The 26780-nt window shown below is 74.2% G+C and carries 28 protein-coding genes; 10 read left to right on the top strand and 18 right to left on the bottom strand.

Going from position 1 to position 26780, the window contains the following annotated elements; all coding sequences use genetic code 11:
- The first annotated feature begins 25 nt into the window (after positions 1-25).
- Complete coding sequence (locus ACFYE1_RS13915) at positions 26-952, top strand: LysR family transcriptional regulator ArgP (RefSeq protein ID WP_387743928.1); 927 nt, start codon at positions 26-28, stop codon at positions 950-952.
- Here the strand turns inward: ACFYE1_RS13915 and ACFYE1_RS13910 are convergent.
- From ACFYE1_RS13910 to ACFYE1_RS13875, 8 genes are all read right to left on the bottom strand, one after another.
- Positions 852-1634 carry a PIG-L deacetylase family protein gene (locus ACFYE1_RS13910; RefSeq protein ID WP_387743925.1) on the bottom strand — a complete coding sequence of 261 codons (783 nt, stop codon included), beginning with the start codon at positions 1632-1634 and terminating at the stop codon, positions 852-854. The two genes, ACFYE1_RS13915 and ACFYE1_RS13910, sit on opposite strands and share 101 nt — an antisense overlap.
- Before the next feature lie 35 nt (positions 1635-1669).
- A complete protein-coding gene (locus ACFYE1_RS13905) occupies positions 1670-2983 on the bottom strand; it encodes a glycosyltransferase family 4 protein (protein ID WP_387743923.1) in 1314 nt (437 codons plus the stop codon).
- Positions 2980-4557, bottom strand: a complete 1578-nt coding sequence (locus ACFYE1_RS13900) for a YcaO-like family protein (protein ID WP_387743920.1) — start codon at positions 4555-4557, stop codon at positions 2980-2982. The genes ACFYE1_RS13905 and ACFYE1_RS13900 overlap by 4 nt, the downstream gene beginning before the upstream one ends.
- Positions 4554-5489 carry an MBL fold metallo-hydrolase gene (locus ACFYE1_RS13895; protein ID WP_387743917.1) on the bottom strand — a complete coding sequence of 312 codons (936 nt, stop codon included), beginning with the start codon at positions 5487-5489 and terminating at the stop codon, positions 4554-4556. The genes ACFYE1_RS13900 and ACFYE1_RS13895 overlap by 4 nt, the downstream gene beginning before the upstream one ends.
- Positions 5486-6541: a Gfo/Idh/MocA family protein gene (locus tag ACFYE1_RS13890; RefSeq protein ID WP_387743914.1), complete on the bottom strand. Its 1056-nt coding sequence runs from the start codon at positions 6539-6541 to the stop codon at positions 5486-5488. The genes ACFYE1_RS13895 and ACFYE1_RS13890 overlap by 4 nt, the downstream gene beginning before the upstream one ends.
- A complete protein-coding gene (locus tag ACFYE1_RS13885) occupies positions 6538-7455 on the bottom strand; it encodes an HD domain-containing protein (RefSeq protein WP_387743986.1) in 918 nt (305 codons plus the stop codon). Before ACFYE1_RS13885 ends, ACFYE1_RS13890 begins: the two co-directional genes overlap by 4 nt.
- Positions 7456-7460: 5 nt before the next feature.
- Entirely contained in the window at positions 7461-8372 is a 912-nt protein-coding gene (locus tag ACFYE1_RS13880) for a sugar phosphate isomerase/epimerase family protein (protein WP_387743911.1), read from the bottom strand.
- A 208-nt stretch (positions 8373-8580) separates the two neighbouring features.
- Positions 8581-9441 carry an HNH endonuclease family protein gene (locus ACFYE1_RS13875; protein WP_387743908.1) on the bottom strand — a complete coding sequence of 287 codons (861 nt, stop codon included), beginning with the start codon at positions 9439-9441 and terminating at the stop codon, positions 8581-8583.
- A 92-nt stretch (positions 9442-9533) separates the two neighbouring features.
- Here ACFYE1_RS13875 and ACFYE1_RS13870 point away from each other — a divergent pair, with 92 nt between their 5' ends.
- Positions 9534-10235, top strand: a complete 702-nt coding sequence (locus ACFYE1_RS13870) for a Pr6Pr family membrane protein (RefSeq protein ID WP_387743906.1) — start codon at positions 9534-9536, stop codon at positions 10233-10235.
- A gap of 80 nt (positions 10236-10315) precedes the next feature.
- Here the strand turns inward: ACFYE1_RS13870 and ACFYE1_RS13865 are convergent, their stop codons facing one another.
- Together ACFYE1_RS13865 and ACFYE1_RS13860 are read right to left on the bottom strand one after the other, a co-directional pair.
- Positions 10316-12571 (bottom strand): esterase-like activity of phytase family protein, encoded by a 2256-nt coding sequence (locus tag ACFYE1_RS13865; protein ID WP_387743903.1) that lies wholly within the window; start codon positions 12569-12571, stop codon positions 10316-10318.
- A gap of 158 nt (positions 12572-12729) precedes the next feature.
- Positions 12730-13647, bottom strand: a complete 918-nt coding sequence (locus ACFYE1_RS13860) for a peptidase (protein ID WP_387743900.1) — start codon at positions 13645-13647, stop codon at positions 12730-12732.
- Positions 13648-14147: 500 nt separating this feature from the next.
- Here ACFYE1_RS13860 and ACFYE1_RS13855 point away from each other — a divergent pair, with 500 nt between their 5' ends.
- From ACFYE1_RS13855 to ACFYE1_RS13845, 3 genes are all read left to right on the top strand, one after another.
- A complete protein-coding gene (locus tag ACFYE1_RS13855) occupies positions 14148-14336 on the top strand; it encodes a hypothetical protein (protein WP_387743898.1) in 189 nt (62 codons plus the stop codon).
- 68 nt (positions 14337-14404) lie between these two features.
- Positions 14405-14764, top strand: coding sequence for a VOC family protein (locus tag ACFYE1_RS13850; protein WP_387743895.1), 360 nt, complete (start codon positions 14405-14407; stop codon positions 14762-14764).
- 95 nt (positions 14765-14859) lie between these two features.
- Positions 14860-15477 carry a maleylpyruvate isomerase family mycothiol-dependent enzyme gene (locus ACFYE1_RS13845; protein WP_387743892.1) on the top strand — a complete coding sequence of 206 codons (618 nt, stop codon included), beginning with the start codon at positions 14860-14862 and terminating at the stop codon, positions 15475-15477.
- 38 nt (positions 15478-15515) lie between these two features.
- On the opposite strand, the gene ACFYE1_RS13840 is transcribed toward ACFYE1_RS13845, so the two are convergent.
- The 3 genes from ACFYE1_RS13840 to ACFYE1_RS13830 form a co-directional block, all read right to left on the bottom strand.
- Complete coding sequence (locus ACFYE1_RS13840; RefSeq protein WP_387743889.1) at positions 15516-16853, bottom strand: HAAAP family serine/threonine permease; 1338 nt, start codon at positions 16851-16853, stop codon at positions 15516-15518.
- Positions 16854-17065: 212 nt separating this feature from the next.
- A complete protein-coding gene (locus ACFYE1_RS13835; protein ID WP_017834952.1) occupies positions 17066-17230 on the bottom strand; it encodes a hypothetical protein in 165 nt (54 codons plus the stop codon).
- 291 nt (positions 17231-17521) lie between these two features.
- Positions 17522-18346, bottom strand: coding sequence for a hypothetical protein (locus ACFYE1_RS13830; RefSeq protein ID WP_387743886.1), 825 nt, complete (start codon positions 18344-18346; stop codon positions 17522-17524).
- 360 nt (positions 18347-18706) lie between these two features.
- On the opposite strand from ACFYE1_RS13830, the gene ACFYE1_RS13825 reads away from it, so the two are divergent.
- On the top strand, positions 18707-19078 hold the full coding sequence (locus tag ACFYE1_RS13825) for a VOC family protein (protein ID WP_387743883.1): 372 nt from the start codon (positions 18707-18709) through the stop codon (positions 19076-19078).
- A 16-nt stretch (positions 19079-19094) separates the two neighbouring features.
- Here the strand turns inward: ACFYE1_RS13825 and ACFYE1_RS13820 are convergent, their stop codons facing one another.
- Genes ACFYE1_RS13820 through ACFYE1_RS13800 form a run of 5 tightly spaced genes read right to left on the bottom strand, consistent with a single transcriptional unit; the run spans position 19095 to position 23118 of the window.
- Positions 19095-19685 (bottom strand): GNAT family N-acetyltransferase, encoded by a 591-nt coding sequence (locus ACFYE1_RS13820; protein ID WP_387743880.1) that lies wholly within the window; start codon positions 19683-19685, stop codon positions 19095-19097.
- A 48-nt stretch (positions 19686-19733) separates the two neighbouring features.
- Entirely contained in the window at positions 19734-20336 is a 603-nt protein-coding gene (locus tag ACFYE1_RS13815) for a dihydrofolate reductase family protein (RefSeq protein WP_387743878.1), read from the bottom strand.
- Positions 20337-20371: 35 nt separating this feature from the next.
- Positions 20372-21232 (bottom strand): phosphotransferase family protein, encoded by an 861-nt coding sequence (locus ACFYE1_RS13810; protein ID WP_387743875.1) that lies wholly within the window; start codon positions 21230-21232, stop codon positions 20372-20374.
- A gap of 15 nt (positions 21233-21247) precedes the next feature.
- The gene (locus ACFYE1_RS13805) at positions 21248-21907 is read right to left on the bottom strand and encodes a response regulator (protein WP_387743872.1); all 660 of its coding nucleotides are present in this window, start codon (positions 21905-21907) and stop codon (positions 21248-21250) included.
- Positions 21904-23118, bottom strand: coding sequence for a sensor histidine kinase (locus ACFYE1_RS13800; protein WP_387743869.1), 1215 nt, complete (start codon positions 23116-23118; stop codon positions 21904-21906). Before ACFYE1_RS13800 ends, ACFYE1_RS13805 begins: the two co-directional genes overlap by 4 nt.
- Positions 23119-23271: 153 nt before the next feature.
- Here ACFYE1_RS13800 and ACFYE1_RS13795 point away from each other — a divergent pair, with 153 nt between their 5' ends.
- From ACFYE1_RS13795 to ACFYE1_RS13780, 4 genes are all read left to right on the top strand, one after another.
- Positions 23272-23691, top strand: coding sequence for a hypothetical protein (locus ACFYE1_RS13795; protein ID WP_387743866.1), 420 nt, complete (start codon positions 23272-23274; stop codon positions 23689-23691).
- A gap of 114 nt (positions 23692-23805) precedes the next feature.
- A complete protein-coding gene (locus ACFYE1_RS13790; protein ID WP_387743864.1) occupies positions 23806-24906 on the top strand; it encodes a DUF2332 domain-containing protein in 1101 nt (366 codons plus the stop codon).
- Positions 24907-25027: 121 nt separating this feature from the next.
- Positions 25028-25897, top strand: a complete 870-nt coding sequence (locus ACFYE1_RS13785) for a class I SAM-dependent methyltransferase (RefSeq protein ID WP_387743862.1) — start codon at positions 25028-25030, stop codon at positions 25895-25897.
- Positions 25898-26071: 174 nt separating this feature from the next.
- Positions 26072-26689: a hypothetical protein gene (locus ACFYE1_RS13780; RefSeq protein WP_387743859.1), complete on the top strand. Its 618-nt coding sequence runs from the start codon at positions 26072-26074 to the stop codon at positions 26687-26689.
- Positions 26690-26780: the final 91 nt, after the last annotated feature.

Genomic DNA, 26780 nt, shown 5'->3' with positions numbered 1-26780 from the left:
CCGGGAGGTGCGTTAGTTTTGCTTCATGCACTTCGAGCACCTGCGCGCCCTGACCGCGATCGTCGACGAGGGCACCTTCGAGGCCGCGGCCGATGCGCTGGGCATCAGCCCCTCGGCCGTCAGCCAGCGGATCAAGGCCCTGGAGACCTCCGTGGGTCAGGTCGTGGTGCGCCGCGGCGCACCCTGCACGCCGACCGAGGCCGGGGCCGTGCTGCTGCGCACGGCCCGCCAGGTGCAGCTCCTTGAGGCGGAGGCCCGGCACTCCCTGGGCAGCGGCGCATCGTCCCGCACGGTGACCCCGGTGGCCGTCAACGCGGACTCCCTGGCCACCTGGTTCGTGCCCGTCCTGCGCGAAGCCGCCGACTGGGCGGACACCACCCTGGACCTGCACGTGGAGGACCAGGACCACAGCAGCCGGCTCCTGCGCCAGGGTGACGTCCTGGGCGCCGTCACCGCCGATCCCACACCCGTCAACGGGTGCCGTGTCGAGCGGCTGGGCGCCATGCGCTACCTTCCCGTGGCCTCCCCCGAGCTGCGCCGCCGGTTCAGCACCGACGCCGGCGTCGACTGGGCGGGCATGCCCGTGCTCCGGTTCAACGCCAAGGACGACCTGCAGCACCAGGCCCTGCGCACCCGCGGGGTCGACCGGTTCCCGCCCACGCACACCGTCCCGTCGGCCGAGGGTTTTTTCGCCGCCGTGCGAGCCGGCCTGGGCTGGGGCATGCTTCCGGAACTGCAGCTGGGCACGGACCTCCTCGACGGCTCCCTGGACCTGCTCGAGGACCACGCGCACCACGACGTCGCGCTGTACTGGCAGACCTGGACGCTGGACTCGGAGCTGCTCCACCGCATCACCGGGTGCCTCCGCAGGGTCGGGCGGCAGCACCTGCGCGACGCGCCACCGGAGGATGGGACCGTCCCGTCGGCACCGTCCGCTCCGGATCGCCGCTGAACCGCTCGGTCCTCGGCCGCAGGGCGTCCGTCATGGCCTCCGCGTCGCCGAACTGGAAGCCGAGCTGGCTCGGATAGGACGCGCAGGCGGCGAGCTTGGTCCGCGTCTCCGCCGCGGTCGCCGGGCGCTCGTGGGCACCCCCGGCGCCGGCGGGCAGGCGTAGCGCGTAGGGGAGGTCGTCCCAGCGCACCACGGGCAGCCCGTGCCGGTGTGAGAGCAGCTCCAGGGCGTCCCGGACGTGTCGGTGGTCCACGTGATTCCCCAGCCCCGCGGGGCCGAGCACGAGGTCCGGCGGCGGCATCCCGGGACGCGCCAGCTCCTGCTCCAGGGCGGCGGCCACGGACTCCGTGGTGTCCTCGTCGCCGGCCACCACGGGACCGAACAGCGCCGCGGCGCTGGAGTACCCGCGGTGCGGGGCCTCCGCGAGACCCAGGTGCACGGCCCGCGCCCCGAGGGCCGCCATCGCGGTCCCGTCCTCGGCCCGGCGCAGGGCCATGTAGTCGACGTCGCGGGGAATCCCCTTGTCGGTCTGACAGGCGAGGGCGAACCCCTCCGGCGCGGGCACGCCGGCGGTGAAGACGGTGACCACCCGCACCTGCGCGCCCCGCGCCGCCAGCCCGGCCAGGAGGGCCCCGGCCGAGAAGGCGGCATCGTCCAGGTGCGGGGAGACGGCGAGGACCACGGGGGGTCCGGCGTCGTGTGCCGTCCCGGGCCCGCTCACAGCAGGTGCGGGGCGGCCAGGTAGGGGCAGTCCGGCCGCTCGGCCGGCTCCACCCCACGGCCGCCCGAGGTCGGTCGCTCCGCCGTGGGCAGCCGGGTCCAGGTGCTGTCACCGGGGGTTCCCACGACCCGGTCGTACACGTTCTCGATCCGCTCCGTCAGCGCCAGCCAGGACCACTTCTCGCGCACCTCTGCGAGGGCCTGGGCGGCCATCGCGCGGGCCAGGGGCGGGTCGTCGAGCACCCGGCGCAGCGTCGCCACCAGGCCGTCGACGTCCCCCACCTCGTGCAGCAGGCCGTTCTGCCCGTCCCGCACGCAGTCGACCACGCCCACCGTGCGTGTGGTGACCACGGGCAGACCGGAGGCCATTGCCTCGAGGATGGTGTTGGAGAACCCCTCGGACTGGGTGGGCGAGACGAACACGTCCCCCCGGCGGTAGACCTCCGGGGCCCCGGCGTAGGGGGTGTAGCCCGTCTGCTCCACCGCGTCCTGCAGACCCAGCTGCCCGACCAGTTCCGAGACGGCGTCCACGTCGGGGCCGATGCCCGAGACCAGCAGCCGCACGGCGCGCCCCTCACGGCGGAGCGCGGCCAGGGCGTGCAGCAGGTCCAGCACGCCCTTGCGCCGGTCCACCCGGCCGTGGAACACCAGGGTGGTGATCCCGTCGCCGTCCCGGTCGAGCTCGCCCGCGAGGCGGTCGTCCGGGCCGGGGGTGAACGCGCGGGTGTCGGTGGCCCCGCCGATGAGCGTGCACCGCTCCGGCAGCGTCCCGTGGTGCTCGGTGACCTCCTGCGCGAAGGTCTCGGAGCCGATCAGCACGGCGTCGGCCCGGTCCAGCACGGTGCGGATGCCCACGGAGTGCTCCGCGCAGCACAGCCCCACCCAGTGCCCGTCCCCTCCCTGCACGCTGATGACGCAGGGCAGACCCAGCAGGGTGGCGGCCTGCAGGGCCGCCATGCCGGTGGGCCAGGCGTACTGGGCGTGGACGACGTCGAACGGCTCCTCCGCATGCAGCCGCAGCACGGCGTCGCGCATGGCGGCGATGTCCTGCTCGAAGTCCGCGGGCAGGCCGTCGGCGACCCGCTGCTCGCCCAGCGACTCGAGACCCACGACCTGCACCCCCGCCGGCACGCGCTCCGCCGGGGGCGGGCCGCCGCCGTAGACGGCGCTGCCGGCTGTGTCGCCGCGGTACTGCGAGACCAGGGCCACGTCGTGGCCGTCGGCGCGCAGCTGTGCGAGAAGGTTCTCCGCGTACACGCTCATCCCGGACACCGCCGGCCAGTAGCGCCGGCTCAGGAAGCAGATCCTCACGCGGCCCACCCCTTCGCCCGGGCGACGGCCGCCGCGTGCAGGGCGGGCTCGCGGTAGAGCGGGTACAGGTCCTCGCCCACCACCCGGTCGATGGCGGCGCGGTCCAGCCAGGCCGGTCCGCCCAGACGCTCCTGGGCGCCGGCGGTGAGGTGCACGGGCACGGCCGTGTCCGGCACGCCCTGCTCCCCGGCCGCGCCGAGCCCGACGATGCCGTGCAATCCGGTCCGGCCGTCGCCGCGGGCCAGCAGGTCCGCGACGCCGCGCTCGCCCACGCGCCCGTAGCTCATGATCTCGACCTCGAGGCCCGGGACGATGACGCGCACGGCGGCCACCTCCGCGCCGGGCTCGGAGCAGTCGAGCACGAGGACCTCCAGGCCCTCCGCCGCCAGGGCGTCCACGAGGTGGTCTCGCAGCGCCGCCTGCTCGTCGGTCCCCTCCGGGGCCCGCCAGGTGGGGAGGCCGGTGAACGGGACGCTGGAGCGGCGGGCCAGGACGGTCGGCTCGAGCAGCCCGCGCAGCTCGTCGCTGCCCATCTCCAGCCAGCGCAGCATGCCCCGCAGCGCCCTGGGCTCCTCCCCGGCCGGATCGGCCGCGTAGCGCTCCAGGTACCCGTCCGGGGTGATGGCGCGCACCGCCTCGAGCGAGCCGTGCGTGAAGGCCTTGCGCGAGCGGGCGGCCACGAACTCCAGCAGGGCCTTGCGCAGCGCGACCTCGCGGTCCGGGTGGGCGGCCTCGCCGGCGGCGGTGACCATCACGGGCTGCAGCGGGTTCCGATCGGTGCCCACCACGAACAGGCCGACGACGCCGAGGCCGACGTCGGCGAGCTTCACCATGACGTCCACCCCCTCCGTGCGCAGCGCCGCGAGGGTCCGGCGGGTGACGGGGTCGGCGACGTCGCGGTCGTCCGGGCCGAGGTCCACGACCACGCCGGTGTCCATGGCACGGAACCGGGTGCCGTTGCCGTTGCGCTGCAGCAGCTCGCCGAGGCCGTGGGCGATCGCCCGGTCCAAGGTGTCCCCGGCGCCCATGCCGTTGCCCATCCGGGTGACCAGCCGTTCCTCGGGCGGGTCGTCGACCATGCCCGGGGGAACCAGGTGCCGGTCCCGGAGCACCATGTCCGCGGGCACCCACACCGTCCCGCCCGTGGACAGCCGCTGCACGGGCATCCAGTTCAGCGGGGTCCCGGGGGAGTAGCGGCTGCCGGCGTCGAGGCACAGCGAGGGCGGATCGACGACCGCGTCCGCGCCCTCGGCCGCCCGCAGGCCCGCGTAGGAGTCGCGGCGGAAGGGCATTCCGACGACGTGCCGGGAGTGCAGCCCGATCTCGGCGGCCTCCCCCCAGCTGGAGCGGCGGGCGTCGGCGTCCGTGCCGCCGTAGCCGTGGCCGGCCGAGACGCCGGCGCTGTGGGCGGCGATCGTCCACCAGGAGGGCACGCCGACCGTGTCCAGGCGGTAGGTCGGGAACTCCACGGCCTCGCCCTCGCCTGCGGCGTCCCGGTAGTCGCTCGTCACGCCGTGGTCGTCGCCGGTGCGGATCGGGTGCTCGACGACGAGCGGGTGTCCGAGGGCCCTCATGCGAGCACCGTCGTGGCGGGCCGCAGCTCGTCCATGGGCACCGGGGCCGCTGAGGGCGGCCGCGAGAGCATGTGGTCGATCAGTGCCACGACGTGCGCGGTGGTCACCCCGGCGGCGAACTCGAAGGGACTGAAGACGGTGTCGAAGGACAACGCGCCGACGATCTCGCGCATGTGGCTCAGCTCCCGCCGGGACAGCGGGATCTGGGCGTGGAACGCCTTGTGGGCGCTCAGTGCCCGCGCGCTGCCGTCGGGGTTCAGGTCGATCTTCAGGGAGTCGCCGCAGAAGAGCAGGCCGCGCCCGGCGTCGTGCAGCACGCTGTGGCCGGGGAAGTGCCCGCCGGTGCGGTGCAGGGTGATGTCCTTGGCCAGCAGCAGCGTCTCGTCGGCCGGGTAGGTCACGCGAAACGCCTTGGTCCAGGGCAGGTCGTCCACGCCGATCGCCAGCACGGGCGGGTCGAGCTCGTCCTGCAGCTGCCACAGCGCGCCGAAGCCGTGCACGTGGCTCGAGGCGAGGGCGGCGAGGCCGCCGCGGCGGCGCAGCTCGGCCAGAGCCTCCTGGCTGTACCAGCCGGTGGCCTCGAAGCCCAGCAGCCCGGAGTCCGTCTCCAGGACCCAGCCGTGGCTGCCGAGGCCGATGTCGGGGTCGGAGTAGAACTCGGTGACGCCTGGCACGGCCTCGCGCCAGGACGTGGTGACCAGCCGGTCCACCTCGGCGGCCGTGCGGAAGGTGAAGCCGTCCCGCGGGAGCTCGTTGCGCACGTCGGCGCAGACGGGGCACAGGGGCGGCGGGGAGGCGGCGAACCAGCGCTGCCAGTGGCCGCAGTTGTCGCAGGAGTAGGCCACGTGGGCGGGGTTCGCGCGGGTGGGCAGGACGGCCAGCTCGGCGTCGCGCCGGTCCCGGGCACCGTGGGCGGAGTGCGGATCGGTCATCGGAGGAGCTCCTCGAAGTCGTCGGACGTGGTCACGGGCAGGGCGTCGTGCATGAGGCCCAGCAGGCGCAGGTCCCGGTCCATGGGATAGGGCCACGCGGTGCGGCCGGGATCGGTGAGGGCCGCCTCCACGGCCTGCACCTGGGCGGTGAAGGGCGAGAGCCCGGTGTCGAAGGGCACCGGTGCGGACGTCCCGTCGGCCGCGTCGATGAGCTCGAGCCGCCCGCCGGCGTCCTGGCCCATCGTGTTCGTGGCCACGAGCTGGGCCCGCGTGCCGACGATCTCCAGCCGCCGCCGGGGGAAGGAGTCGGCGGTGTTGTACGAGTTGTGGATGCTCACGAGCACGCCGGAGGCGGTCGTGCCCACGAGGACGGAGCCGTCGTCCACGGGGTAGTCCTGGACCCTCCGCTGCTGGAGCGTGGTGGCCCGGACGAGGTCCTCCCCGAGCAGGGCGCCGACGAGGTCGATGCCGTGCGGGGCCAGGTCCACGTAGGCGCCGCCGCCGGCCCGGGCCGGGTCGGCACGCCAGTTGTCGTGCCCGGGGTGGTTCTCGGGCACCCAGTCCGGCGGCAGCCAGCACCCGTAGACGATGCGCACGGCCGTCACCGTGCCCAGCACCCCCGAGGCCACCAGCCGGGCGGCGGCCCGGTGGGCGGGGTGGAACCGCTGGTCGTAGGCCGTGGCGGCGAAGATTCCCGCCGCGGAGCACGCGGCGACGAGCTGCCGGGCGTCGGAGAGCGATGCCGCCAGGGGCTTCTCGCACAGCACTGCCAGCCCGGCGGCCGCGGCGTCCTCCACCACGGGGCGGTGCGCGTGGTTGGGGGTGGCCACGTAGACGACCTGCGCCCCCGGGACCGCGGCGGCACCGGCCACGTCGCGGCAGGCCCGGGCACCGGGGAACCGGGCGGCCAGCCGCTCGGCGGCCGCGGGGTCCCGGTCCACGACGGCGACCACCCGGCTGCCGGGCGAGGCCGCGATGGCGGGTGCCATGTGGTCGCTGGCCACCCAGCCGGCCCCGGCGATGACCCAGCCCACGGGCTGCGGCACGCTCACCGGGCGCCCAGCCCGGCGTCGGCGAGCACGCCGAGCTGGTAGGTCTGGACGGTGCCGGGGTGCACGATGTCGAGGTCCCCGAGCGCCTGGGACGCCGTGAACGCCGCGGCCCGCGCGTGGTGGTGCACCTGCAGGACCCTGTCGAGGACGTCGGCGGCGTTGAACACCCGGCCCACCGGGGTCTCCGCGGTCTCGCGCTGCGGCAGCAGGGTGCGCAGCCGCCGGGCGAGCTCCTCGGGGAGCTGCCCCAGCGAGCGCCGCTCCAGGGCGTCCAGGATGCGCAGGTAGTGCTCGCCGAGCAGTACCTCGCCGGCGTACCCGGCGTCGGGCAGGTCCCCGTTGGGCAGGTGGTGGGCCATGGCCACCACGAACGCATCCCCCCTGTCCACGCCGTGGCGGGGGGCGAGCAGGGCGGAGTAGACCGCCGTGACGAAGCAGTGGTCCCCGTGGCTCTCGGGAGGCTCCACGATGATCCGGGGGGTGCTCGGGTGCGTGGCACCCGCCCGCGGCTGGTCCACGAGCGCCAGCACGAACGCCGGCACCCGGTCCCGGTCGGCCGCGGCTCCGTCCTCGGCGTCCACGAGCTGCGGCAGGACGGCGCGCAGGTCGTCGGTGTCGCCGAGCTCCGGGCCGCCGACCTCCAGGGCGGCGTCGAACGCCCGCTCCAGCACCTCCAGGGACTCGGCCCGGTCGAGACCGGCCCGGCGCAGCACGGAGCCGTCGACGCCGGCGAGCCGGGTGGCCACGAGGGCCCGGGCCGTCTCCTCGAGGGCGATCCGCTCGAACTCCTCACCCTGCACCAGGCGGCGCCAGCCGCGCACGAAGGCCCGGTCCGCGAGCGAGCCGGGGCCGCGTGCGTCGCGCAGCCGCTTCAGGTCACCGAGCTGGCGCAGCAGCACGGTCCCCGCGCCCACCCCGCTCAACGGCGGGCTCCCGCGCGGTGGAGACCGCCGAGGGAGGGGAGGTGGTCCAGGAGGAACCGGCGGCTGTCCGGGACGGAGCGCTCGTGCACGTCGTCGTGGTCGTAGAGCTCCACGCTGACCCACCCGGTGAACTCCTCCTCGTGCAGGACCTGGCCGACCGCGCCGAAGTCGATGTCCCCGTCTCCGGGGACCAGGTGGGCGTGGACGCGCCCGGCGATGTCCTCGACCTGCAGGTGGCGGGTGACGGGCAGGTGGTGCCGCAGGGACGCCAGCGCGTCCTCCTCGACCACCACGGTGTGCCCGAGGTCCTGGCTCAGCCACAGGGAGTCGGAGCCGGCGCGCTCGATGATGCCCGCGACCTGGGCGTTGGTCTCGGCGAGGAAGCCCGGTTCGGGCTCGATGCCCAGCACGGTGGAGCCCGGGGCCGCACCGGCCGCCCGCAGCTCGCGCTCCAGCACGCCCAGGAGCTCGGCCACGGATCCGTCCAGGACGCGCAGCGCCTGCTCCGGGTCCGCGCCGGGAGTGAGCCGGCCGGTGGAGAACACCACGATCGGCACGCCGATCCGCACGCCGATGCGCACGGCGCGGCGCAGCAGATCCATCCGCCGCTCGCGGGCCGCCGGGTCGGCGTCCACGAGGGCGGGCTCGAACGGGCGCTCGCTCAGCAGCAGCGGGTCCCCGGTGGCCAGGCTGCACGCCACCATGCCGGTCCCGTCCAGCACGGCCCGCAGCTCATCGGCGTCGGCGTCGGTGAAGCTCCACGGATCCACGTGCTGGCGGTTGAGGGACAGCTCGATGCCGGCGTAGCCGGAGTCGGCGAGGAGCCGGACGGCGGCCGGCAGGGACAACGAGCGCAGCCCGTTGGCGTTGTAGGCGAGGCCCGGGCTGTGAACGGTCGGGAAGGGCACGGCAGCTCCTGTCTGAGTGGCGGAAGACGGCCGGATCCGGTCGGGATCCGCCCCGCGAGCAGGGCCGAGTTCCCCACTCGGTGCGACCAGCGGGGTGCGTCGTGACGAGCACGGTGCGGTGCGGCCGTCGGCTTCAGCTCCCCGTCGGGGACACTAACGTGCAGGTCAGACAACGGCTTGTGGCGTCGGGCACCCTCCCGGAGCCCTGCTACCCCTCGCAGGCGAGGCCCTCGACCCCGCCGCGGTCCAGCGCCGGGCGGTAGCCGGGCTGGTCGGAGCGCAGGGGAGCCGCGCCGGCCGCGCGCACGGCGGCGCAGTCCGCGTAGTGGACCTCCGCCACCGGCGAGGGGTCCGTGCCGGACGGTCCCGGGGTGTCCCGCGCGGGAGGAACCTCGCCGGGCACGTCCTGGTCCGGGCACCCGGCGAGCACCTCGGCCATGGCGTCCCGCTCGGGAGCCGTCACGAAGAGCTCGTAGCGGGTCTTGACCGCGATCTGGGTGGCCACGTACTCGCACCGGAAGGACGCGTCCGGCGGCAGCCACTCGGCGGCGTCGGAGGCGGACTTCTGGCCGTTGGTCGGCCCGTCCACGGCCCGCAGGTTCAGGGGGTCGTTGGCCAGGGCCGTGCGCTCGCCGGGGGCGAGCCGGTCGGCCCCGGAGACCCACGCGTTCTTCAGCGCCACGACGTGGTCGATCTGCACGTCGGCGGAGGTCAGCGGTCCGCGCCGGAACGCGATCGTCCGCCCCGTGTAGGGGTCCTCGAGGGTCCCGGAGAGGACCGTGCACCCGTCGTCGTCGAGGACGACGCCGGTCAGGTCCCGGGCCAGGATGTCGTTGCGGGCGTCGCAGCCGTTGCCGTCGGGATCGGCCCAGTCCCCGAACTGGGCGAGCCGGTCGTAGTCCTCGCCGCCGCCGGCCTCGTCGACCGGCAGGGCGGCGAGCGCTCGCGCGGCGGGGGAGGAGCCCTCCACGGCCTGCGGGGTGCACCCGGTCAGGACGCCCAGGGCGACCGCGAGCGGGACGAGGATCGTCCACCGTGCAGGGGTCTGCGGTGCTGCGGTCCTGCGCACGGTGGTCCCCCCGCTCCGGCCGGTGATTTCCGAGATCCTATTCTCGCAGGTCAGCCGGGCAGGGTAGATTGCGGCACCGGAGGAAGGCAGACATGAGACGGTTCTTCGCCGCGGCCCGCGTGCTGATGGGCCTCGCCCTGGTCGTGGCCGTGGCCGGGCGGCTACAGGCCTATCTGCGGTTCTGGGTCGACCGCGGGGACCGCGCCATCGCGGTCGACGTGGCCAACTTCTTCAGCTACTTCACGATCCAGACGTCGCTGTTCCACGCCGTGGTGTTCGCGATCGGGGCGCGGTTCCTGTTCGCGCGGCGGGGCGCGGACCCCCAGTGGCTCGGTGCCCTGCGCGCCGCGGCCACGACGTACACGGTCACCACCGGGGTGGTCTACAACGCGCTGCTGCGCGGCCTTCCGCAGGAGCTGGGGCTGGAGCAGCCGTGGGCCAACGAGGTGCTGCACACGATCGTCCCGGTCTACGCGCTGCTGGACTGGCTGCTCGCCCCGGGGCGGGGCCGGGTCCGGTGGCGGACGGTCGGGGGGATCGTGGTCTATCCGGTGCTGTGGGCGGCGTACACGCTGGTGCGGGCGCCGTTCGTGCTGGACGAGGGCACCGGCAACCCCTGGTGGTATCCCTATCCCTTCCTGGACCCGAACGAGTCGGCCGGCGGCTACGGGTCCGTGGCGGTCTGGGTCGGAGTGCTGGCGGTGGCGATCACGGCGACGGCCTCGGTCCTCGTCGGGATCTCGCGGCGACGACCGGGGTCTCCCGGCGAGGACGGGGGCGAGCGGAGCCGCTGACGGACCGGCAGCCCGGGGGCCGCCCGGTCCGGCCGGGTGGCCCCCGGGCGGCCCCCGGAGCGCGTCGTCGAAGCGGGCCGTCAGGACCCGTCGTCCACGGCCGCGACCGCGAGATCCGGGTGGTCGGAGAAGAGCCCGTCCATGCCGGCCTCGACGAAAGCCCTGATCTCGCCGGCCAGATCGCCGTGCTCCCGGGGATCGGCGCCGGCGCGGTGCTCGGCCGGCAGGAAGGCGTTCTCCGCCCGGAACGTCCAGCCGTGGACCTCGAGACCCGCGGCGTGGGCGTCGGCGATGACGGCCGTCGGCTCGCCGAGGGTGTCGTCGGCCTCCCGCGGGATCATGACGTCCTTGCAGGCGCCGAGGATGTCGGCGTAGGACGCGATCTCATCCAGGCCCTCCGCCGTCGTCAGGTCCGCGTAGGTGCGCGGGTCACCGGCGGCGACGAGGTCGAACGGCGCGCCCGAGCAGTTGACCAGCTGGGCGAGGCGCACGTCCGTCATCCCGTCCAGCTCGCGCAGGTTCGCCGTCTCGAAGCTCTGGAGGACGACCGGGTCCTCCTCGTCGCCGTAGCCGTTGGCCTCGAGCACCTCGACCGCCTTCTCCTCCAGGGACAGCCCGATCGAGTCGAAGTACGCGGGGTGCTTGAGCTCGGGCGCGATGCCCATCGGCTCGCCGTCGCAGGTGCGCGAGCGGCGGGCCAGGTCCACGACCTCCTCGAAGGTCGGGACCGGGTAGAGGCCGTCGAAGACGGTGTTGCCCGCCCGCAGCTCCGGGATGCGCTCCTCCGCGCGGAGGGTGCGCAGCTCGGCCAGCGTGAAGTCCTCGGTGAACCAGCCGGTGACCTCGACGCCGTCGATCACCTTGGTGGTGCGCCGCTCGGCGAACTCCGGGCGGTCCTCGACGTCCGTCGTCCCGCCGATCTCGTTCTCGTGCCGGGCCACGAGCTCGCCGTCCCGGGTGGGGACGAGGTCGGGCTCGATGTAGTCCGCGCACTGCGTCATGGCCAGCTGGTAGGCGGCCAGCGTGTGCTCGGGGCGGTAGCCCGAGGCGCCGCGGTGACCGATCACCTCGGTGCCCGTCCCGGCCCCGGGATCGAGGCGCTCGCGGTCCAGCACGATGAGCTCGGTGTCGTCCGAGGTGCCGGGGTAGCGGGCGTCGTTGCCGGGGTAGTTGTTGTCGTTGCCGACCAGCAGGCGGCCGTCCCGCAGCTGCAGGACCACCTCGACCGACTGCTGGGGGAAGGAGAACTGCTCACCCACGCCGTAGGCGCCGGGGGACGTCCCGGTGCCGATGCCGGCCGGGTTGCCGATGGCCAGAAGGTCGGCGACCAGGTCCTTCTCGAGGTGCCCCGAGTCGTCCGTGCGACGGAGGTCGACGGCGTAGATGCGCTTGGTGACCGCCGCGGCGCCGTCGAAGTCGTCGCGCTCGAGGACCAGGAGCCGGTTCTGCTTCGTGAGGAACGCGTCGCCCACGAGGTTGGCGTCGGTGTCCGTCTCGTAGTCCCACGTGCGGCCGGTGTACTCCCGCGTCCTCGTGTCGAACTCCAGGACCAGCCGGCGGCGCTGGTCGTCGTCGTCGGCGAGGGCGCCCTCCAGGATCGGGTAGAGGTAGCGGCCGTTCTTCGAGCCCGCCATGGCCTCGAAGCCCTTGCTGCGACCGACGGCGGGCTGCTCCCCGTCCTCGAGGGAGGGGCTCTGCGGCGACCGGAGCGTGCCCTCGCCGTCGCGGACGTCGGCCAGCGGGACGGGCTCCTCGAGCACCACGCCCTCGGCGTCCACGTGCAGCAGGAAGGGGCCGAACTCCTCGCCGATCCAGAAGGTGCCGTCCGGCTGGCGGACCACGGACTCGACGTCGAAGTCGTTGCCGGTCAGCAGCCGCTCCTCGGTGTCCTCGTGCACCACGGGGAAGGGGACCCGGTGGTGCGGATCGCGCAGCGGCACGAAGTCCTGGACCTCGATGTCCCCGGTCCCGCCCTCGGCGCTCTCCCACTGCGGGGCGATGCGGTAGAGCCGCAGCAGGAAGTCGGCGGAGTTCTCCTGGGTGCCGAAGCCGTTGTCCGGCATGGCCCAGAAGGTGCCGTCGCCGTTGTCCACCATGGCAGAGAAGCCGGGGATCACCTGGCCGTCGAAGGGACCGGTGCGGCCGTTGGCCGGCGTGGCCGCCGCTCCGGACGGCGGGCCCTCGGCGAGGTGGTCGGCGGAGAGGGTGGCGCGCTGCTCGAGCACGGGCGCGGTGGCGGGCCCCCGGCCCGGATCACCGGTGTGGGCCACAGCCCCCGGCGTCGTCGTGAGGAACATGGCCGCGGCCAGCGCGGCGGCTGCTGAGACTCTGCGCATGCGCCGAGCGTAGGACCGGGGCATGGCCGGCCGGTGGCGTCCGGGGAACATGACGGCGAACGACACCGCGCCGGATGTTCACCGACCTGGCTCTGACCTGCGGCTCCGGGGCCGGGCCAGGGAGCGGCGGACGGGCCGCCGGAGGCCGGCGGACCGGATCACAGCTGCGGCACGCACGGCCCGGAGCCCAGCTCGGACAGGCCGGCCCGGTCCCCGGCCGAGAGCACCGTCGCCCCGCCCGCCGGGTGCATCATCTGCGTGGGGTCGTCGACATGGGCGAGCCCCACCACGTGCGCCAGCTCGTGGATGATGGTCGCGCGGACGTGGGCCGCTCCGTCCGGGTGGTCCAGCACCTGCGTCAGGCCGGGGGCGTCGAGGGCGACCTGACCGGTGACGTAGACGAACGGCCGCCCCGGCGCCTGCCGTGCCGTGCTGCCGCCGAGGCCCACGACGTTCCCGGCCAGACCCGGCACCTCGGTCTCGTCGGACCACGCGACGAGCACGGGCGCCCACTGCCGGCCGTACCGCTCCGGCTGATAGGGCGCACGCTGCTCGGCGGGCGCCTCCGTCGTCGTCCCGGCGGGGACGAACCGCAGGCCGGTGGCCGCGGAGATCTCGGCGACCGCCTCCTCGATGAGCTGCCGGCCGCCCGGCGGGCCGCCGTCCGGGCGCACGACGTAGTGCACCGGCCGGCACGGGTCGTACGCGACCATCGGCTGGGCGGGATCCGGGGGGTCCATGAAGCGGTAGCCGCCGGGGTCCTCGACCTCCGGGGGCGTGCCGAGCGGTGCCTGGGCGGCCCCGACGCCGGGCGGGGGCGCCGACGCGTGCGGCAGATAGGGGCGGATGACCGGCAGCGCGTGGTCCTGGAAGAGCCCCGGCGTGAACCAGAGCACGAGCAGCACCACGACACCCACGGCCGGCGTCGCCCGCCACGCCCTGCTGCGCCTGCGGGGGGCCTTCGCCCAGCGGCGGGAGGACCTCCGGGTGGCCCGGGCGGCACGCCGGGCGCGGCGCCGTCGTTCGCCCGGGCTCAGCAGGGACTGCCGCTGCTGGTCCAGTGCGTCGTCGAGCACCCACTGCGGGGTCCGTCCGCTCGGCGATCTCTTGAGGCGCGGAGCGGCGGTGTGCTCGTCGCGAGGCGGGGGCGACGCTCCCCGATGCGGCGTGGTGCCACCGGGCTGGTGCATGGTTCCTGGCTTCTGTGCTGGATCGGGCGATCGCGCAGGTCGTACAGAAGTGTACGAAAGCAAATAGAGGTGGAGGCCCTTTCCGCCGCACTGTGACGGGAACTCACCTGTCCACAGTCCTGCCTACACCGGCCCGGCGCAGCCCTGATCGCGAAGGAGCACGGCAGTGGAGACCACCCCGCACCGGAACGTCACCTTCTCCTCGGCCGTCAGCGTGCCCGGGCCCTCGGTGTGAGAGCTCCGAGGACAACGGACGGTGGGACCGACGCCGCGGACACCGTCCGGAGCCGACGCCCAGGCACTGCCGGTGAGGATGACAGCTCCGGCACAGCCGGCCGTGCCAGGCTCGACCCCGGACCACGCTCGAGACCACGCAGGAGGAACCGATGGCGCAGACGGCCGCCCGGACGATGACGCGCACGATGATCGCCGTGCTCACCGCGGCCCTGGTCGGCCTCGCGGCAGTGCTGCAGCAGCCGGAGTTCATCACCGCGGCCCTGCTCGTCGTCGTCCTCGGCACCGGCTGGGACCTGCGCCGGACCCGGGAGGCGGCGCGGGCACGGATCCGGCCCTGACGGCACGGGCCGCACACCCTCGGGAGCGAGGCGTTCCCAGGACGTGCTCACCCCGGTAGCGTTCGGACATGGCCCTGGACCTCTACGCAGGCATCTCCGTCGGCGACTACGCCCGCGCCCTGGACTGGTACGAACGCCTCCTGGGCGCACCGCCTGATCTGCTCGCCGGCCCCACGGAGGCCGTGTGGGACCTGGCCGAGCACCGGTCCCTGTTCATCGTGCACCGGCCCGAGCACGCCGGTCACGCCCGGCACACGATCTTCGTGGGCGGCGTCGAGGACCTGGCGTCCTGGGTCGCCCGGATCGTCGAGCGGGGGCTCGAGCCCGCCGAGTGGGAGGACTACCCCGACGGGATGCGGGAAGCGCTCTACCGGGACCCGGCGGGCAACGAGATCTGGTTCGGCGGAGCACCGGCAGAAGAGTCGTAGGTCCGGCCAGCGCACCACGGCCCCGGACTCCGGACGCACCAGCCCGCCGCACCGCATCCCGCCGGTGCCGTGCACCCGAGAAGCGAGGAGTTCCCATGACCGAGATCTGGCCCGTGGTCCATGCCGAGCGCCAGGCGCTGATCCGGGACCTGGAGGACCTTCCGGCGCAGCGGTGGGCCACTCCTTCCCTGTGCCCGGGCTGGGACGTCCACGACGTGCTGGCTCACCTCGTCGACGACGCGAGGACGACGCGCCTGGGCTTCCTCCGCCGCCTCGCGTCCGCCGGCTTCGACTTCGACCGCTGCAACGCCCGGGGGGTCACGCGGCAGCGCCGAGCCGAGCCGCGGGACACGCTCGCCGCGTTCCGTGCGGTGAGCAGCCGCACGACGAGCGCGCCGGCGCCCCCGGCCACCCGGCTGGTGGAGGCGTTCGTGCACGGGGAGGACATCCGGCGCCCGCTCTCCCTGACCCGCGCCTGTCCGCCCGGTCCGGTCGCGGAGGCCCTGCGCCACCAGCTGCGGACCGGGGTGAAGCTCGGCGGCGGCAAGGAACGGGCAGCGGGGCTGCGCCTCGTGGCCACCGACGCCGACCTCGACGCCGGGACGGGTCCGGAGGTGCACGGCAGCGTCGTCGCCCTGCTGCTGGCGGTGTCCGGGCGCCCGGTCGGCCCGGAGGAGCTCACCGGACCGGGCGCGGCAGCCCTCACGGGCTGAGCGCCGACGCCGTCGCGCCGGCGCTCGGCGCCGCGGGCTCAGCGGAGGAGCGTGAAGAGGATGCCGCAGATGGCCACGAGCCCTGCGACGGTCACGAACACGTTCGAGAGCTGACCCCGGTAGGGCGCCAGCGCCGGGATCCGGCGCACGGCGTACATCGGCATGAGGTAGAGGATCACGGCGATGACGGGCCCGGCCAGGGACTCGATCAGGGACAGGATGCTCGGGTTGAGCACCGCGGCCGCCCACGTGGTGAGGAAGATGAACACCGCGATCCCACGGCGCAGCGTCCGGTCCTGCGGCTGCCGGACCCGCGCGGGCAGCATGCCGCGCACGATGCCCGCCGCGCCCTCGCTGGCGCCCAGGTAGTGGCCGAAGAACGAGGAGACGATCGCCACGATCGCCACGGCCGGGCCGAGGTAGCCGATCAGGGGGTTGCCGTGCATGTTGGCCAGGTGGGAGAGCACGGGAAGATTCGCCTCACGGGCCTCCTGCAGCCCGGTGGTGCCCAGGGACAGGACGCAGGACCAGACGAACGCCATGGTGAACAGCACCAGCAGGACCGCGGTGCGGCGGAGCACCCGGGACGCCGCCTCGGGCGCGTGGGTCCCGTGCTCGCGCTGCATCGCCAGGGAGAACTGCGAGATGGCCGGGGAGTGGTTGAACGCGAACACCAGCACCGGGATGATCAGCCAGACCGACAGCGTGAGCTCGCCGGCGGACGGCACCACGGCGAGGTCGCCCAGCTGCCAGGTGGGGACGAGGTAGATCGTCACCCCCAGCAGGGCGAGGATCAGCGGGTAGACCAGCCAACGGGTCACGGCGAGCATGAGCCGCTGACCGGCGACCATCACCAGCATCATCAGGGCGATCAGCACCCCGGAGAGCAGCACGCGGGGCACCGGGGGCAGCCCGAGCTGGTTGACCATCAGGCTCTCGACCGTGTTGGTGATGCCCACGCCGTAGATCAGGACGATGGGGTAGATCGCGAGGAAGTACAGGGCGGTGATGATCCGACCGACGCCGTCCCCGAAGTAGTCGCGGGCCACGACCGTGATGTCCTCGCCCTTCCTCGGCGAGGCGCACACGAAGCGCGCGAGGGCCCGGTGGGACAGGTAGGTCATCGGCCCGATGAGGAGCGTCACGACGAGCAGCGGCCAGAGGCCGCCGGCGCCCGCGTTGATCGGCAGGAAGAGGATGCCCGCGCCGATGGCGGTGCCGAACAGGCCGAGCATCCAGCCGGTGTCGACCGCGGAGGGCGGTTTCCGGGGAGCGGGCGCCACGGACGGGCGGTCCGGGGCAGGGTTCGGGGTGGTCGGAGAGTGGGCGGGTTCTGCATCGACGGAGATCGTCCGCGGGGCAGGGGAGCGCGACATGGTGGTCCTCGCTGGGTGCACGTGTGGGATGGACCACAGGGACGATACCAGCCGGACCGCGTCCCCCCGGGCCACGGGTGCACGGGCGGAGAGCGACCCGGTCACCGCCGTCCTCCTGAGGGCAGCACCTGCGCTGCAGCACCACCGCCGGGACGACGACGGAGCGACGGCCCGGCACGAGGAACGTGCCGGGCCGTCGCTCCGCCGATGGGTCAGTGCTGCCGCAGCGGACGTCCCACGATCCCGGTGGAGACCGCGAAGTACGCGGCTGCCGCGAACAGCAGCGTGGCCCAGCCGTAGGCCTGGGATCCGAGGGCCAGGACGGCGCCATTGGCGACGAACAGCATGACGGCCGCGACCGTCAGCCACTGCGCCACCTGATCTCCGCGAACTTCTTGAACCCCTGCCACTGTCTTCCCCTTCGTCGATTGTCGTCCGGCTGCGACCGCAACCGGGATTGAGGCCAAGTTAGGTGCCGTCCGGGATATATGTCTGTCGACTTAAGTCCAGACTTCACCGCGGCCGCACCGACATCGCGCCTGGTCAGGGGCGATTGCGGAACATGACGAAAGATGGCGTCACCGTCGTCCCACGCAGGGTGCCGGCACGCAAAGGGGCGGGGACGTGGTGTCCACGTCCCCGCCCCCGGTCCAGAGGTGTGCTGCTGCCTACGGTGCCGCGGGGGCCGCCCCGGCGTCGGCGCCGGTCATGCCTTGCTGGGCGGCCGGGCCGCCGCCCGCCTGGCCGGTGTCGGTCTGACCGCTGTCCAGCTGCTGGCCGCCCGTGCCCGGGACTGCGCCGTCGGACGTGGTGCCGTCCTCGGTCACCGCTCCGCTGGTGGGGGCGACCTCACCCGGAGCGACGCCTCCGGGAGGCGAGGTGACCTCCGCGCTCGGGACGGTCCCGTCGGCGGGGGCGACCTCGCCGGTGCCGGCGGCCGGATCCTCGGCCGGCGTGACCGTGTTGCGCACAGACACCGACTCGCTGCCGGTCACGGTGCGCTGGATCGTGCCCGTGCCGCCGGAGAGCTCCGTGCCGGTGAGCGCCTGGATGCCGAAGATCGCCGCGACCGCGAGGCCGAGGACGGCGCCGGTGCTGACCAGGATGGGCTTCAGGCGGGGGCGCAGGGCGCTCCAGGGGCCGCCGGCGGCCGCGGCAGTGCTGCCGTCCGACTCGGGGGCGTCCAGGCCCGGGCGCGCGAGCACGCGCTCGGCGACGGTGGTCTTCACCTTCTTCAGGCCCCGGCGGCTCTTCTCGAGCGAGGTCGAGTAGAGGACGATCGCGATACCGGAGACGATGCTGGTCAGTGCGGCGCCGAGGACGGTGCCGACGACGCTGAGGTGGCCACCGATCACGGACATGGTCGCGGCGGTGGCGGCGCCGGCGAGGAGGCCCGGGACGTTCAGGGCCGGGCTCTTCTTCGCGGGCTGCTCCTCTGCCTGGGGCTGGTCGTCGGGCGCGGAGGCCTCGGTGCGTGGTTTTTCCAGAGTCATGCTGTCCTGCTTCGGTTGCGGGGAAGGGGGGCTGATCCCCGCGACGATGCCCGGGCCAGCCCTTCCCATTATCCGGACCGACCTGCCAAAACACAGAGCGAGTGGGAACTCTCACATCCTGCGGTCCTGCTGGAGCGCCATGTGACGTCGACGGACCAGGTCACCGACCGGTTTCTTGCCCGCCGGACGTCGGTACCGATGCTCAGAAGGGTGGCCCCGGATCATGACGGACCGCGTCCGGGGTGGCGGCTCGTCGCGCACGCGCCGGAGAAGAGAGTGCGCGCTGGACTCCGTCATGATGGATGCGTGGGGCCGATCGGCTTCACCAACCAGCATGACGAGCCGGCGCAGGAGGAACTGATGATCACGAACGTGGCGTCAGCGGTGTTGTACGTGGCCGACCAGGAGGAGGCCCTGGCGTTCTACCGGGACACCCTGGGCTTCGACGTCGTGATGGACGCCGACATGGGTGCGGGCGCCCGCTGGATCGAGGTCAGGCCCCGGGGCGCCCAGACGTCGATCGTCCTGTCGGCGGCCGCGGCCTTCGGCAGGTCCCCCGGCGAGGGGGCCTACCTGACCTTCGCTGCTGACGACGTGGCGGGAACCGTGGCGGAGCTGCGCTCGAAGGGTCTGACGGTGTCCGACCCGATCAGCGAGCCGTGGGGGACCTACGCAACGGTCGACGCGCCGGACGGGCACCAGCTGCAGTTCCACGAACGTCCGGGCCGCTGACGGGTGCGGGCCCGGCTCAGCGCAGCGGCAGCCGCATGAGGACGCGCGGGAACCCGTTGAGCGTCGAGGTGGTGTCGGCGGCCTTGGTGAAGCCCGCACGCTCGAACATGGCGCGGGTGCCGACGTAGGCCATCGTGGTGTCGACCTTCCGGTCCCCGTTGTCGACGGGATAGCCCTCGACGGCAGGTGTGCCGTGGCCGCGGGCGTGCTCGACGGCGCCTTCGAGGAGGGCCTGGGCCACGCCCCGTCCCCGGTGGCCGCCGCGCACCCGGAAGCACCACACGGCCCAGACCGGGAGGTCGTCGACGTGGGGGATCGTCCTCCCGTGGGTGAAGGCGTGCAGCTCGGCCCGCGGGGCGACGCCGCACCAGCCGACCACGGTCCCGTCGTCGTAGGCGAGAACGCCCGGCGGGATCGGCCGGGCGCACAGCTCCTTGGCCGTCCGAGCCCGTTCCCGGCCGCTCAGCGCGCGGTTCTCCTTGGAGGGGAGACGGTAGCTGAGGCACCAGCAGACGGCCGAGTCGGGATTGCGGGGTCCCAGGATGGTGGCGACGTCGTCGAACCTCTCGCTCGTCGCCGGCCGGATCGTGAACTCGGTGGGAGTCATGGTCACTCCTGGGTGCTGGGCGGTGCCGTGCCGGCCGTGCCTCTCACCCTAGGGAGAACCCGCCGCCCGGGCCAGCCTCCGGCGGTCCCAGGTCAGGACCACGTGTCCGCCGTCGAAGGTGATGACGTCCGTCAGGTCGAACCGGGCGGGCGAGAACTGCCCGCCGTCGAAGGCAGGCCGCCCGGCGCCGGCGATCACCGGATAGAGCTTGACGACCACCCGGTCGATCTCCGGGAGCACCGCGCCGGCCAGCGACGCGCCGCCGGCCAGGTAGACGTCGAACGGCGAGTCCTCGGCCTTGAGCGAGCGCACGAGCTCGACCGGGTCCTCGCGCACGACCGTCACCTCCGGGGTGAGCTCCTGCTGCGTCGTCGACACGACGTACTGGCGCAGGTGCGCGTACGGACTGACAACACCGATCGCCAGGGCCGGTTCGTAGGTCCGCCGGCCCATGACCACGGTGTCGAAGTGCCGGTGGGGTGCGTCGTCGACGCCGAGGTGGGTGCGGACGTGGGTCGGCAGGGTCTCGGGGAACTTCTCGCCCAGCCAGGCGCCGTAGGCCTCCGAGAGCGGGAAGAACTCGGTCTCGTCGTGCGGACCGGCGATCCTGCCGTCGATGGAGACGCCGATGAAGTAGGTAAGTCGTCGCATGCTCCCATTGTCGGCCGGGGCGCCGGCGTTGCGGGTCATCGACCGCGCCGGACGCGGTCGAAGGTCTCCCTGGCGACTCCCCACGAGGTCTTGCCGACGTCGAAGTGGTCGGTGAGCATGTAGACCCCGATCCAGCACTGGTAGGTCCACGCCCGGTCGAGGAGCCCGGGGTCCGTCGGCCCGGTGTAGCGCTCGTGCACCGCGCGGACGAAGGCCTCGCCGTACTCGTGCAGCTCCGCGAAGTCCACAGCCGGGTCACCGCGGCACATGTCGCTGAAGTCGATCACGCCGAGCCGGGCGTCGTCGTCGTCCCAGAGCAGGTGCCGGCTGTAGACGTCGTTGTGGACGACCACCGCCGGGAGATCGGCGGCGAGCAGCGCGTCGACGCCGGCGAGGATCTGCTCCACCTCGCCGAGCTCCTCCGGGCTCAGCACGGCGGGCAGGTGCGTGGCCGCCGCGCGGCGGACGTCGTCCTGGTCCTCGGCCAGGCAGGACGCCGGCACCCGCTCCAGCGGCGTGCCGGGGACCGGCGCGGTGTGCAGGGCCGAGAGGAAACCGGCCAGCTGGTCCACGAGCGCGCCGCGTGCCGCCCCGTCCAGGGCGCCCAGCACCCCGGGGGTGAGCGTGCGGCCCGGCAGCAGGGGGTACCCGGCGAACGAGCCGTCGGGCGCCACGCGGTCGTAGCGCGGGATCCGCACGGGCAGCCGCGGGGAGAGGTGGTCCAGGACCTCGACCTCCCGGGCGAGCGCCTCCGTGTAGGGCGCCTCCTGCGGGAAGCGGAACACCAGGGCCTCGTCCAGGACGACGACGACGTGGTCCCAGCCCTCCGTGATCCGCCGGGCCCTCGACCACGTCAGCTCGGGGAAGGCCTCGGCGATCCGCTCCAGCTCGTCCATTCCGGTCCTCCGTTCTCAGCGGCCCGGGGTGATCAGCCCGGTCTCGTAGGCGAGCACGACCAGCCGTGACCGGTCCCGGGCGCCGAGCTTGGCCAGCAGCCGGGACACGTAGGTGCGCGCGGTGGCGGGGGAGAGGAACAGGGCCTGGGCGATCTCGTCGTTGGACAGCCCCCGCCCCACCTGTTCGAGCACCTCGCGCTCGCGGTCGCTCAGCGCCCGCAGCGGGGCGTCGTCGAGCACGGTCTCCGGCCGGGCCGCGATGGCGCCGAGCACGGTGCGGGTCACCGAGGGCGAGAGCAGGGCCTCCCCGGCCGCGACCACGCGGATCGCCCGGCGCAGGTCGGCAGGGGAGACGTCCTTGAGCAGATACCCGGCCGCCCCGGCGCGGATCGCCTCGAAGACGTGCTCGTCCTCGTCGAAGGTCGTCAGCACCAGCACCCGGACGTCGCGCAGCGCCGGGTCGGCCACGATCCGGCGGGTGGCCTCGAGGCCGTCCAGCTCGGGCATCCGGATGTCCATGAGCACCACGTCCGGGTGCAGCTCGCGCACCCGGGCCAGTCCGCTCCGGCCGGTGGCGGCCTCCCCGGCCACGGCGATGTCCCCGTCCCGCTCGGCCAGGGCCCGCAGCCCGGTGCGCACCAGTTCCTGGTCGTCGACGACGACGACGCTGATCACGGTCCCAGCCTCCTCGGCAGCGTGGCGCGGACCTCGAAGCCCCCGCCGTCCTGATCGCCGCTGTCCCGATTGCCGGCGGTGAGCGTGCCGCCGAGCAGGCCGGCGCGCTCGGCCATGCCCTGCAGGCCCCGACCGCCGCCCGCGGGATCGGGACCGGTGCCCGGGGGCGCGCCGCGCCCGTCGTCGGTGATCCGCAGCTCCAGCGTCCCGTTCCGCAGCCGGGCCTCCACCGAGGCGTGCCGGGCACCGGCGTGGCGCAGGACGTTGGTGAGGGACTCCTGGACGATCCGGTAGGCGGCCGCGTCGATGGTGGTGTCCAGCTCGTGCGGGTCCACGTCGATCCGCACGGTGACCTGGACGTCGGCGTCCTCGGCCGCCGCGATCAGCTGCGGGAGCCCGGCGAGGCCGAGGCCGCTGCGCTCCGCCGGGTCGGCGCCGGGGGTGCGCAGCAGCTTCACGGTGGTCCGGAGTTCCCGCAGCGTGGCGGAGACCGCGGAACGGATCTGCTCGAGCGCCCGGGCCGCGGCCGCGTCGTCGCGCCCGAGGGCCTCGGCGGCGACGTTGCTGTGCACGGCGATCACCGACATCGTGTGCCCGATGGTGTCGTGCAGGTCCCGTGCGATCCCGGCCTTCTCGGCCTGCAGCCGGCGGTCGGCCGCGTGGCGCTGCTCGGCCGCGGCGAGCGCGCGCAGCCGCTCCTGGTGGGCGCGGAGCTCCCGGCGGGAGCGCACGCTCACCCCGAGCGCGACGGCCGCCGCGACCAGGGCGACGTCGGTGAGCAGGTCGTAGCTGACCAGGTAGGAGGCCGGCAGTCCCTCGTCGACCCGGAAGTAGGCGGCCACCGACACCAGCACGGTCCCGGCGGCGACCGCGGACCGGGTGCGGTCCGCCTCGGCGGCCGAGACCAGGGCGGCCACCGCCGGCAGGGCGATGCCGATCGGCGGCAGCTGGAACATGTAGTAGACGAAGATGCCGAGCACGGTCAGCACCAGCACCAGCCGGGGCGCGTGCCGCCGGGCGAGCAGCAGGATCCCGAAGCCGGCCGCGAAGAGGAAGGCGAGGGCACCGGCACGGCCGGTGCCCTCCAGGTCCGCGGCGGCGACCACGGCCACGACCACGGCCATCGCGGCGGCCAGCACGGCGTCGACGAGCCGGGGGTCGACCTCCTCGGCCGTCCGGCGCGCGGGGCGGGCCGCCACGGTGCTGGGCATGGTTCCAGGGTAGCCAGACCACCTGCCACCGTCGTCGGTCCCGAGGCGACGGACCGGGTCGCCTACGGGCGACCGGGACCGCCGGTCCACGGCGATGCAGGAGGCGCTTTCCGCCCGATGCCCGCCGGGCCGGCGCTCCGTAGCGTCGGGGCCATGACGCACCGACCCGGAACTCCTCCGAGCACCCGCCCCGCCGTGAACTGGCTGCTGGTGCTGGGCCTGGGCGCTCTCGCCCTGGTCCGTCCCCTCGCCCGGATCACCGGTACGGCCGACGGCCTCGGCACCCCCGCGGGACCGTTGCTGCTGACGGCCCTGGTCACCCTCGTGTGGATCGGCGTGGTCGGCCTCGGCCGCGTGCCCCGGCCCGTGCTGACCCTGGTGCTGGCCGGCGTCACGTACGGGATCTGCATCATTCCGCTGAGCGCCGTCCTCTCGACCGTGCTGACCGGGACGCTGCAGGGCCCGGTCGCCGCACCGATCGCCGTCGTGCCGATCCTGCTCACCAATGCCCTGTGGGGTCTCGTGGCGGGCCTGCTCGCCCTGGCCGTCCAGCATCTGCGCGGAGCCCGGTGACCGGCACGGACCACCCGGGTCCCGGGCCGCCACCGGCAGCCGCGGACCGGCGCCGGGGCGTTCCGGGTGCTCACCGGCCGGGCGGTCGTGTCGTCCCGCGGCTAGAATCGGCGGGTGCCAGGACCGACCGCCGGAAGCGCTGCGCCCTCGGGCCGGGGCCGCTCCCTCGCCCAGGTGTACCGCCGCTTCGGCGAGGTCGACGCGGCCGGGACATCGCCGCTGTACGAGCGCGTCGCCGTCGCCCTGAGCGAGTCCGACGAGGCGCTGCGCGCCATCGAGGCCGTGCCGGCGCGCAAGCGGCACCCCACGGTGGTCCTCGCCGCGCTGCACGACCTCGCCCTCTCCGGGCGCGCCCCGGCGCTCGCCGCGGCCTATGCCGCTGCGGACGGTGACGCTGCCGCCGCCGCGGCGATCGACACGCTGCTGCGGATGACCGGCCCGGTCGTGGCTCTTGCCGTGCGGCGGCGGCCGCGGACCGACGGGACCGGACGCTGCGCCGTGCTGTATCCGGCCGTTGCCGCGGCCGCGCAGCGGACCGGCGCGAACACTGTGGGGCTGATCGACGTGGCCTGCTCGGCCGGGTTCAATCTCACCGTCGACCGTGTGGGCATCACGTACAGCAACGGACAGTCGCTGGGCGATCCGTCGTCTCCCGTGCGGCTGTCGTCCTCGATCGTGGGGAACCGGGCCGTCCCGGCGCGGGCGATGCCCGAGGTCGTCGCCCGCGTCGGCGTCGACCGCGATCCGGTCGACGTGACCGACGCGGGCGACGCCCGGTGGCTGCGCGCCTGCCTGCCGCCCGATCAGCCGGAGCGGGCCGCGAGGCTCGACGCCGAGATCGCGCTGGCGGCCACGGCTCCGCCGCGGCTGCTGCGAGGTGACGCCGTCGAGATGCTGCCCGAGGCCGTCGCCCGGGTGCCTGCGGACGCCCTGCCGGTCGTCACCACCACATGGGCGCTTTCGCGCTTCCCGCTCGAGAGCCGCCGGCGCTTCCTGCAGCGCCTCGACGACGCGGCCGCCGGCAGGCCCGTCGCGTGGGTGTCGGCGGAGGGGGTCGGAGTCGCGCCGGCGATACCGGCACTCGGCGATCGCCGCGCGTCCGGGCACAGCATCATCGGCCTGGCGCTGTTCGACCGATCGGCTCGGCACGCCGAGGCTCTGGGCCGCTGCTGGTCCCGGGGCCGCTCGCTGGCGTGGCTGGCGGGATCCTCGTGATCCGGCCGGCGGACCAGGCCCGAGCACGGAAGCGCTGACAGGTCATGGCGCCGGAATCAACGTCTTGCGTCTCGAGCAATACTACGTGCTCTATTAGCATGGCCCGGCTACGGTGGGAGGCATGAACGAGCACGCACACCCCCGGGCCCACCCCGATCCCTCCCACGGACACCGGCACGAGGAAGGGCTGGCGCAGCTGCTGGACCTGGACGCCGCGATCTCCGGCACCTCCGGGGCGGAGGTGACCGCGTGGGTCACCCGGTACGCCGTGGACAGCCCGGGCCGGATCATCGACCTGGGGACCGGCACCGGCACCGGCGCCCTGGCCCTGGCCCGGCGCTTCCCCGCCGCGGAGGTGGTGGCGGTCGACCGGTCCCCGGTGATGCTCGACCGCGTGCGGGCCGCGGCCCGGCACCAGGAGCTGGGCGACCGGGTGCACGCGGTGCACGCTGACCTGGACGCGGCCTGGCCCGCGGTCGGGGCGGCGGACCTGGTGTGGGCCTCCTCGTTCCTGCACGAGGTCTCCGACCCCGGTGCGGTGCTGGCGAGGGTCCGGGCCGCCCTGCGGCCCGGCGGGCTGCTGGCGGTCGTCGAGATGGCCGGTCTGCCCCGCTTCCTGCCCGACGACCTCGGCTTCGGCCGCCCCGGGCTGGAGGCCCGGTGCCACCAGGCCCTGGCCGACGCCGGATGGAACGCCCACCCGGACTGGCGGCCCCTGCTGGAGCAGACCGGGTTCGAGGTCCACGGCCCGCACACCGTCAGCAGCGCAGCCCACCCGGAACCGCGAGCCACAGCTCGCTACGCCCAGGCCTGGCTCTCCCACATGCGCCCCACTCTCCAGGACCGGCTGGACGCCGAGGACCTCGCCGTCCTGGACCACCTCCTGGCGCCGGACCGCCCGGAGTCCCTGCTGCACCGCGGGGACCTGAGACTGCGGGCCGGCCGCACCGTCTGGGCGGCCGGACGCCCCGATGCGCGGGACAGGCACTAGCGTCACGGCCTGGGCGGGTCCTCCTCCGGAGCGCAGCGGGCGTCCACCCCGGTCGTCGGTCCCGGGCGACCTGCAGGGTCGCCGCCGGGAGACCGGAACCGTCCTCTTCCGCCGATCGACGAGACGCCTCCCGCCCGATGCCGGGACAGGGTGCTGCTCCGTAGCGTCGACGGCATGAACAGCACCCCCGGATCCCCCGCGGCGGCCGGGCCCACCGGGCGTTCGCGCAGGGAGCACGCCCTGTCCGTGGCGCACCGGCTGGCCCTGCCGGTCCTGACCGCCTACCTGTGGGTCACGATGACCTTGTTCGGCGCCATCGTCCTCGAGACCTTCATGGTCTATCCCAACGTCTTCGCGGACCCGCCGGCGTCCCTGGAGCTGGGGATGGAGTTCCTCGCGGTCAGCGGGCCCTCCGACTTCTTCCCGCCCCTGGGCTTCGCCGCCTGGGTGCTGGGGGCGGCGTCCCTGGCGCTGTGCCGGCGGATGCCCACGGTGCGGTGGTGGGTGCTGCTGAGCCTGGCCGTGCTCGTGGCGGAAGGGGTGGTCTCGATGCTGTACTTCTGGCCGCGCAACGACATCATGTTCGTCGAGGGCGCGGCCGTGCACTCCGCCGAGCGCCTCCGCCAGGTCGCCGACGAGTTCGTGACCTGGCACGCCCGCTCCCGGATGGTCTTCAACACGGTCGCCGCCGTGGCCGCCTTCACCGCCTTCGTGCAGGCCTATCGGCACCGGCTTCTCGCCCTCGGGGTCACCGGTGAGCACCGTCCCCGGACATCGGCGGGCCGAGCGTAGACACTGGGGGAGGAGGGGCGTCCGCGAACGCCCACGGCCATGTCGACACGGTCGTCCGCCCGGGGCACGCGCCCGAGGCGGGGACCACCGA

It is taken from the genome of Kocuria nitroreducens (assembly GCF_042879195.1).
Taxonomy (GTDB): domain Bacteria; phylum Actinomycetota; class Actinomycetes; order Actinomycetales; family Micrococcaceae; genus Kocuria; species Kocuria nitroreducens.
The sequence above is the reverse complement of the archived record's forward strand: the minus strand, read 5'-3'. Positions and strand labels throughout refer to the sequence as shown.

What these genes read in the sequence shown, in the direction of transcription:
- ACFYE1_RS13820 (WP_387743880.1), bottom strand. Translation starts at nt 19,685, where the DNA reads ATGACTCCCACCGAGTTCACGATCCGGCCGGCGACGAGCGAGAGGTTC.
- ACFYE1_RS13825 (WP_387743883.1), top strand. Translation starts at nt 18,707, where the DNA reads ATGATCACGAACGTGGCGTCAGCGGTGTTGTACGTGGCCGACCAGGAG.
- ACFYE1_RS13870 (WP_387743906.1), top strand. Translation starts at nt 9,534, where the DNA reads ATGAGACGGTTCTTCGCCGCGGCCCGCGTGCTGATGGGCCTCGCCCTG.
- ACFYE1_RS13780 (WP_387743859.1), top strand. Translation starts at nt 26,072, where the DNA reads ATGAACAGCACCCCCGGATCCCCCGCGGCGGCCGGGCCCACCGGGCGT.
- ACFYE1_RS13785 (WP_387743862.1), top strand. Translation starts at nt 25,028, where the DNA reads ATGAACGAGCACGCACACCCCCGGGCCCACCCCGATCCCTCCCACGGA.
- ACFYE1_RS13845 (WP_387743892.1), top strand. Translation starts at nt 14,860, where the DNA reads ATGACCGAGATCTGGCCCGTGGTCCATGCCGAGCGCCAGGCGCTGATC.
- ACFYE1_RS13840 (WP_387743889.1), bottom strand. Translation starts at nt 16,853, where the DNA reads ATGTCGCGCTCCCCTGCCCCGCGGACGATCTCCGTCGATGCAGAACCC.
- ACFYE1_RS13815 (WP_387743878.1), bottom strand. Translation starts at nt 20,336, where the DNA reads ATGCGACGACTTACCTACTTCATCGGCGTCTCCATCGACGGCAGGATC.
- ACFYE1_RS13850 (WP_387743895.1), top strand. Translation starts at nt 14,405, where the DNA reads ATGGCCCTGGACCTCTACGCAGGCATCTCCGTCGGCGACTACGCCCGC.
- ACFYE1_RS13810 (WP_387743875.1), bottom strand. Translation starts at nt 21,232, where the DNA reads ATGGACGAGCTGGAGCGGATCGCCGAGGCCTTCCCCGAGCTGACGTGG.
- ACFYE1_RS13830 (WP_387743886.1), bottom strand. Translation starts at nt 18,346, where the DNA reads ATGACTCTGGAAAAACCACGCACCGAGGCCTCCGCGCCCGACGACCAG.
- ACFYE1_RS13800 (WP_387743869.1), bottom strand. Translation starts at nt 23,118, where the DNA reads ATGCCCAGCACCGTGGCGGCCCGCCCCGCGCGCCGGACGGCCGAGGAG.
- ACFYE1_RS13795 (WP_387743866.1), top strand. Translation starts at nt 23,272, where the DNA reads ATGACGCACCGACCCGGAACTCCTCCGAGCACCCGCCCCGCCGTGAAC.
- ACFYE1_RS13915 (WP_387743928.1), top strand. Translation starts at nt 26, where the DNA reads ATGCACTTCGAGCACCTGCGCGCCCTGACCGCGATCGTCGACGAGGGC.
- ACFYE1_RS13895 (WP_387743917.1), bottom strand. Translation starts at nt 5,489, where the DNA reads ATGACCGATCCGCACTCCGCCCACGGTGCCCGGGACCGGCGCGACGCC.
- ACFYE1_RS13855 (WP_387743898.1), top strand. Translation starts at nt 14,148, where the DNA reads ATGGCGCAGACGGCCGCCCGGACGATGACGCGCACGATGATCGCCGTG.
- ACFYE1_RS13865 (WP_387743903.1), bottom strand. Translation starts at nt 12,571, where the DNA reads ATGCGCAGAGTCTCAGCAGCCGCCGCGCTGGCCGCGGCCATGTTCCTC.
- ACFYE1_RS13900 (WP_387743920.1), bottom strand. Translation starts at nt 4,557, where the DNA reads ATGAGGGCCCTCGGACACCCGCTCGTCGTCGAGCACCCGATCCGCACC.